The 7,297-nt window shown below is 34.1% G+C and carries 6 protein-coding genes; 3 read left to right on the forward strand and 3 right to left on the reverse strand.

Annotated features, from left to right (window positions below; genetic code table 11):
- The first annotated feature begins 51 nt into the window (after positions 1-51).
- Positions 52-897: an arginase gene (locus RR554_RS11895; protein WP_332468116.1), complete on the forward strand. Its 846-nt coding sequence runs from the start codon at positions 52-54 to the stop codon at positions 895-897.
- 48 nt (positions 898-945) lie between these two features.
- Here RR554_RS11895 and RR554_RS11900 read toward each other — a convergent pair whose 3' ends face one another.
- Positions 946-3,276, reverse strand: coding sequence for a helix-turn-helix domain-containing protein (locus RR554_RS11900; RefSeq protein WP_332468117.1), 2,331 nt, complete (start codon positions 3,274-3,276; stop codon positions 946-948).
- 179 nt (positions 3,277-3,455) lie between these two features.
- Here RR554_RS11900 and RR554_RS11905 point away from each other — a divergent pair, with 179 nt between their 5' ends.
- Together RR554_RS11905 and RR554_RS11910 are read left to right on the forward strand one after the other, a co-directional pair.
- A complete protein-coding gene (locus tag RR554_RS11905) occupies positions 3,456-4,736 on the forward strand; it encodes an MFS transporter (RefSeq protein ID WP_332468118.1) in 1,281 nt (426 codons plus the stop codon).
- A gap of 32 nt (positions 4,737-4,768) precedes the next feature.
- Positions 4,769-5,968 (forward strand): amidohydrolase, encoded by a 1,200-nt coding sequence (locus RR554_RS11910; RefSeq protein WP_332464538.1) that lies wholly within the window; start codon positions 4,769-4,771, stop codon positions 5,966-5,968.
- A 51-nt stretch (positions 5,969-6,019) separates the two neighbouring features.
- Here the strand turns inward: RR554_RS11910 and RR554_RS11915 are convergent, their stop codons facing one another.
- The gene (locus RR554_RS11915; protein WP_332468119.1) at positions 6,020-6,826 is read right to left on the reverse strand and encodes a hypothetical protein; all 807 of its coding nucleotides are present in this window, start codon (positions 6,824-6,826) and stop codon (positions 6,020-6,022) included.
- Positions 6,827-6,916: 90 nt separating this feature from the next.
- Complete coding sequence (locus RR554_RS11920) at positions 6,917-7,255, reverse strand: hypothetical protein (protein ID WP_332464533.1); 339 nt, start codon at positions 7,253-7,255, stop codon at positions 6,917-6,919.
- Positions 7,256-7,297 lie beyond the last annotated feature (42 nt).

Below are 7,297 nucleotides of genomic sequence, written 5' to 3' on the forward strand. Positions count from 1 at the left end.
AACTGTGATATAATTGATTTGTCTTTTAATTATGTTAGGAGGAAAAAAGAAATGAGAGTTATTACATCGAATATGTTCCATGGTGCAGACAATCCAGAAATTGAAACTGGTATTGAAGTATTAAGAAATGAAAACGCTTTACCTAAAGTTGATAAGAACATCGTAACGATCACATCCCCTGAAGATACTAGTAGAGATAATATGAAATACTACGAAGACATTGTGAACCACTTGAAAGAAATTTACCAAGTTTATTTAGATGATGAAACAAAACAAAAAGAAATTTTAATTGGTGGGGATCATTCAATTGCTTTAGCAAGTGTGGCTCACTCTCTTGAACAACATCATAATCTTGGTGTTATTTGGGTAGATGCCCATGCTGACATTAATACCCATGAAATAACAAACAGTGGTAATGTTCACGGAATGCCAGTTGCTGCATTAATTGGTTTAGGTGACAAAGGTCTAGTTGATTTTACGCCGCGTACTAAATATCTTTTACCAGAAAATATTATTTACATCGGTCTTAGAGACGTTGAACCTGAAGAACAAGCTGTCTTAGACGATCTTGAAATTAAACACTATACAGCAGATGATGTTCGCACACTTGGCATTGAACAAGTCATGAACGACTCCATCAGCTACTTAAAGGATAAAAAAGTTAGCAACTTGCATATTTCCTATGACATTGATTCTGCCGACCCATCTATCGCACCTGGTGTCACAACAAATGTGCCTGATGGTTTAACCCTTCAAGAAACACAACACATTTTTAGAGAACTTCACGAATCATTTAACGTGGTCGCCATTGATGTCGTAGAATTTAACCCTGTGACAGATATTGATAACACTACCGTTGAGTTTTTCAAAACTTTAATGCCTGATGTATTAAGATAATACAAAAATAGAGGACATCTTTTTTAATAGATGTACCTCTATTTTTTTCTAATGATAAATAGGCGTAATTTCAAATAATAAAATACCATTACTGCTAATTGTTGTATCTAACTCAAATCGTTTTGAAACATCCATATCAAAAACCTTCATTCGAGGTTGAGTAGATTGCGCTAAGTAATGATGTGCTTCAAAATCAAGTGGCACCTTACTATCAAAATCAGCATAATTAAAAAATAATGCACCTGACTCACGATTTAATTCAAATTGTTTCACTTGGTAATAATTAGGGACTATTATTTGTGTATCAATGTGATAAGCAATCGACAAACTTTCCAAAAATGTTGCTTCAATACTTAAATTAGGTAAAAAATAATTAGTATTCCATAAAACCAGCTGATAATGCCCGCCCTTTTCTATTAATAGATAGTCACTGCCAAGAGATAAAACGTTGCCCTCTAAACGTTTAAAAAATTGTAAAATAAAGAACACTGGACGACACCCACTATAATTATGAAATAACTCTAAACCATCGTATTTCATCGGTTGGATTCGTAGATATTTTTCATACAGTCCCGCATTAATCCAAAAACCGCAAGATTCAGCGTGCATGGTTATTTTTAATAGCTCTTGAAAAATAATAGCTCCTCTAAAAAAATTTCCTCCAATAAATTGATCTTTCCCAGTTAATGTATTCCACTCTAACACCACAATAGGTAATGACAATTGCCACTCTGCCAGTAATTTTTCAATTTTAACCACTTTTCGGTAAGTGTATTCTTGAAATTTTTCCACATCTGTAATCTCATTTTCGTAATCATTATAAATTTGATTTGGTTCAGACAAGATAGACGTGAAATGACATTTTGGCAATATCTTTTCTAAAAATACTTTTTTTACTTGAACTGAAGCGAAATCATCGTTTGGATAATCAATCGGTAAAGTAACACCTGTTTGAACATTTGGTAATATCTCATTTAATTTTTCATATAAATATTCAAATGTCTGTGTGTCATTTAAAAGGTGCCCTGAATCAAACGTATAATTCACTCGCCATTTTTTTAAATTCGTTATTCTTAGCTTATTCACTAAATGTTGAATAAACGTTAAGTTCTCTTTTCTTTGAAGCTCCGTCATCTGATTAAAGGTCGCTAGTGATTGATTGAAAAAAATACCAATCTCTTCTTTATTTAAATAATCTAGCAACTCATCAAATTTGCCAAACATTGAAAAGATTGGTAAATGTTGCCCATTGTCTATTCGATACGAGCTTGATAAATCATCATAAAGTGATTGAACACCGATATAATCAATTCCAATATCTTTTTGGATTCGTTCAAGTTCTTTAAAAGTTCCATAATCTAGCAATTCATTCAATGAACCCACTTGAATAATAATCTTTGGATGAGACATATTAGAAGGTGTTTGATTCAAAATATTAACTTTTCTATGTTGAACTACATTTGTGACCTTCGTCACTTTATCACTTGGTAAGCACGTATAGGTATACAAAGAATTTAAAACATCGTATCTATTTAAACTATCTGATTGCGCCACACTTTCTTCTTTTTCTTGTTTTTCAATGGCTGTTTTTCTTTTTTTACGGTAACTTCCAGGAGATTCACCGTGAATTTTTTTAAAGTGTTCTCTGTAAGTTTTACTACTACCAAACCCATTTCTAAGGGCGATTTCATCCATACTAAGCCCTGAAAAAATCAAATCATTTAAACTACTTGATACTCTTAATTCATTTAAATAAGTTGAAAAATGAGTTCCTGTCACATCTTTAAATAATTTTGATAAGCCAGACGTTGTCACATAAAATTCTTTCGACACATCCTCTAATGTAATCATATAAAAATAGTGGTCATCTAAATAATCAAGAACCTCTAAAATTAGTTCATGTTGAATTTGTTGCTCGCTTGAATTAGCTTGCTTAAAATACTGAACTAACCACAATATTATCTGATTAAGCGACATTGAAATGATTAACTCTTTAATTGGCTTAGTACTATAATGCGTTAAAATCAACTCACATAAATGCTTTCTAATTTCTAAATAACTTTCTTGTTTACCTATTTCAACACCCTCTGAGTAGCAAATAAATCTGGTTGATAGAAACTGTGGGTACACTGATGTAAAAAACAAATTATCAATTGTTAAAATAAAACCAGTTACCTCACTTAAGTTGTGCGTGCTGATTTCAATACGGTCATTTAGATTTCCTACAAGAAAGTTCCCTTCACTTATCTCGTAGTGTTGATTGTTTAACTCAACAGTCAATAATCCTTGAATCACAAAATAGATTGTTGTTTCTGTTAAATATTTATTGCCTAAGATTGTTTCGTCTATATTAGACAATGAATAACTCATACTTTTCATTAAAAATCCCCTTATCTTTAATTATCGTTCGAAAGTAGTGACATAAATTATTAGGCATAATAATAAATTAACATTCTTACTTCTTTTAAGAAATAATCGTATTTATCAAAAACGTGAATGCGATTACAATTATACATGTGAAAGACGTAATAATCAAAACTAATTAAGGATGGTATGTCATGAAAAAAGAAAAAATGTTTTATGGTTGGTGGGTTGTCTTAGGCTGTGTCTTAATAACGACAACAATGGTGCCAAGTGTCATGTCAATGGCAAACAAGTTTTTAATTCCCTTCACAACAGAGATGGGAATCAGTCGGGGAGCTTTTACTTTTAGTAACACTATTTTGCAGATTATGGGGATTTTCTTAGCACCTTTAGTTACTAAAAAGTTAGCTAAAGGAAACATCAAAAAAATGCAAAGTATCAGTATTATTGTTTTTGCACTTGCTTATGCTTCCTATGGTTTAGTACAAAATGTGTATCAACATTATGCTATTTCATTTGTAATTGGTATTAGTTATTTAAACGCTGCAATTATTCCTGTTAGTATCATTATCACTAATTGGTTCCAGAAAAAACGTGGATTGGCAATGAGTATTGCCATGGCTGGAATTGGTGTGGGAGGATTTATTTTTAGTCCCCTCGTTACAATGTGGCTCACTCATTTTGGATGGCGAACAACTTACTTTATTTTTGCCGCAATTATTTTAGTTGTCTGTTTGCCTGTTTCTTTATTTGTTATAAAAAAACAACCAAGCGACATGAATTTAAACCCTTATGGCGCAGATGAAGTCGAGGTAAAAGGAAAAACGGTTGCTAAAGAACAATTAACAATTCCAACAAAAGATTCCTTTAAGAAAAGTTTCTTTATCATCCTAATTATCGGGATGATTTGTAACGGTATCATCAATAGTGGGGCGTTAGGTCAATTTCCACCTGCCTTAGAAGAATTACACGGTCCTGCTATCTCAGCTTCTATCATCTCTTTATACTCACTCATTGGTGTAGGTGGTAAATTGCTTTTAGGTTGGATTAATGACAAATGGGGCATTAAGGTCAGCATTTTATTTGGTTGTACTAACTTTGCTCTTGCCTTTGTTTGTATCTTATTTGGACAAAATATCGTTTTTGCTTATGCTATGGCAGTTGTTTTTGGTTTAGGGAATGCCATTGGAACTGTGATTCCGCCATTAGTTACTTCTGCTATTTATGGTCCTGAAAAATATGGTGATGTTTATGGTTATGTCAGCAGTGCCACTCAAATTGGCTTGTCTATTGGTTCATTGTCAGTGGCCGCAACCTTTGATGCTACTGGCTCATACTCTTCTGCTTGGACAGTACTAGCTGTGTTATCTATTTTAACTATGTATAGTTGGTTATCAGCTTACCGCAAATCTCGTCAATACATCTCAAAAAACAATTCTGCTGAAGTTGAAGAAGTTATTTTAACTAAAGCATAAACTTATAGAAAGAAGGAAATCACATGAGTTCAATGAAAAATGTTCAACAAAAATTACAGCAACGATTAAAAGAAAGAGAATCAGAAATTATCGAGTTACGCCGTTATATGCACCAATATCCTGAGTTATCTTTTAAAGAAGAAAAAACAGCCAAATTTATAGCTGATTTTTATGAAGGAAAAGATTGCGTTGTCAAAACAAACGTTGGTGATGGTTACGGTATTACCGTTGACATTACTGGCGGCTTGCCTGGTGCTAATTTAGCCATCCGTGCTGATTTTGATGCACTACCAATTCAAGAGGACACGCCATTTTCTTTTGCCTCACAAACACCAGGTGTCATGCATGCTTGCGGACATGATGGTCACACAGCTTACATGATGATTTTAGCCGATACATTAATTGAATTAAAAGCAGAAATTCCTGGAAGTATTCGCGTCCTTCACCAACCAGCTGAAGAGATTCCACCAGGTGGCGCACTTGGTATGATTGAAGCAGGCTGTCTTGATGGTATCGATCATGTATTAGGTGCACACGTCATGACAAACATGGCATTAGGTAAAATTGGTTACCGAGAAGGTGCGATTCAAACAGGTCGCTCAACATTTAAACTGAAACTTCAAGGAAAAGGTGGACACGGCGCAGCACCTCAAGAAGCTAACGATACAATTGTAGCAGCTGCACAATTTATCACAGCTGTTCAAACTATCGTTAGTCGACGTATTAATCCTGCTGACACTGTGACTGTAACTATCGGTTCCTTTGATGGTGCGGGTATTCCAAATGTTATTAAAGATTCTGTTTTTTTAGCTGGGGACGTTCGCGTAATGCGTGAAAGTAACTTGGCCATTGTTGAAGCACAGTTCAAGCAATTATTGGATGGTATCTGCCAAGCATTTGGTTTAACCTATGATTTAGATTACACAAGTGACTATCCCGTGTTAATGAATGACGCTGAGTTGACACAAATGGCTGCTAAAGCTTTTAAAAAAGCTAAGATTGAGAACGTGACAGAAGTCTTCCGCTGCGAACCACAAACACCATCTGAAGATTTCGCTTATTATGCAAAAGTTAAACCAAGTTCATTCTTCTATATTGGTGCAACAAAAGAAGGCGAAGAAGCTTTCCCACATCATCACCCTAAGTTCCAAATTGATGAAGAGTGCTTATTGATCGCTGCTCGTGCGATGGGTAGTGCCGTTCTTGAGTATCAATTTAATGGCATAAAATAAAAAATAGTCCCTGACTCATTTTCTTAATGGAGAAAATAGGTCAGGGATTTTTTAGTATGTCACAGGATAATCATTTTTACTTTCAACTAACTGATAATTTTCATCTGATTGATACAAAATGTGCTTGTTGTCTAGGATACCTTTCATTTTAAAAATGGTCCCCACTGGAAAAACATCGACAGGAAACGCATCCTCCTTCAATGTTTCAAATAAAAACTCACTACCAGCAATTTCCGTACTCAAAAAAAAGAAGGTTTTATCATCCGTTTGGTCTTTCAGCCAAGCAAATCTCTCTTCAAACGGTTTGTCTTTCAATCTTTCATAATTATTAAAAACCTTTTTCCAAAAAGATAAATCCGTTGAACACATGAAAATTTCCCTTTCTTCTAAGGATTTGGAAAGCTCTGAATCAGGATTATCATTCTTCAGTAAGTCATCTAGCATTTTTGAAACAGGTCGATTAAACTCATGGAAACTATTAGCTGCTTCTAAATTTTTAGTTGCTTCTTCAGAGATACCCACTATGTTGGATTCAGTTGATGTTCCTCTAAATGATAACTCACTTTGGTTTTTTGTAAATTGTTTAACTAGCGGGTTCTTCATTTGCTCTGGTGAAAATGTGACAGTTATTGAAAAACCTCCACCTTCATCAGCATAATATTTACCAGAAGCAATAGTTGGTGAGACGCCTAAAATTTCTTGATAATACTGCTCTCCAGCGGTCAAGTAAGGCTCATAGTCCCTTTTAGGCACACGACACATCGTTAGAATTAATAGTAAAATAATTAAATGAATCGTCACAAACACAATACTACATCCCACTTTTATTGGACTATGTTGTCTCTTTTTTTCTTCCAATCTCCCGCCCCCTTTTAATACCTATTTTATTCAAAATTTAATAAGAAAATAAAAAAAGACTGAATATCACCATCCAGTCCTTTATCCTAATTATTGAGCTGTCGTAGCAACCAATTTATTGACTAACAAAATAATCACTAAACCAATTACTAAACCGATAACCAATTGCGTAGTTCCGATTACAACAAGTCCACAGGCAACACCGAGAACTGCTGCACCGTTAGCATTAGAGCCACCAGATTGACTTCTACCATAAATACTTGGTAAATTCATTCGTTTTTCGAGGACTAGATAAGCAATAGCTAAGACTAAAACAACCAAACCAATAATCCGAACAACTCCACCGTCTATTGATAATAAGTGTTTAACAAAGAATGTGCCTAAATCTGCAAACAGAAAAATAATAAAATTAATTGCTACTCTTTTCATGACTTTACCTCTTTTCTTTTAGGTGCAATAAAATCAGCAACA

The sequence above is a fragment of the Vagococcus sp. genome (assembly GCF_036639995.1).
Classification (GTDB): Bacteria; Bacillota; Bacilli; order Lactobacillales; family Vagococcaceae; genus Vagococcus.

Coding starts and splice junctions, on each gene's coding strand:
- RR554_RS11895 (WP_332468116.1), top strand. CDS start 52: ATGAGAGTTATTACATCGAATATGTTCCATGGTGCAGACAATCCAGAA.
- RR554_RS11900 (WP_332468117.1), bottom strand. CDS start 3,276: ATGAAAAGTATGAGTTATTCATTGTCTAATATAGACGAAACAATCTTA.
- RR554_RS11905 (WP_332468118.1), top strand. CDS start 3,456: ATGAAAAAAGAAAAAATGTTTTATGGTTGGTGGGTTGTCTTAGGCTGT.
- RR554_RS11910 (WP_332464538.1), top strand. CDS start 4,769: ATGAAAAATGTTCAACAAAAATTACAGCAACGATTAAAAGAAAGAGAA.
- RR554_RS11920 (WP_332464533.1), bottom strand. CDS start 7,255: ATGAAAAGAGTAGCAATTAATTTTATTATTTTTCTGTTTGCAGATTTA.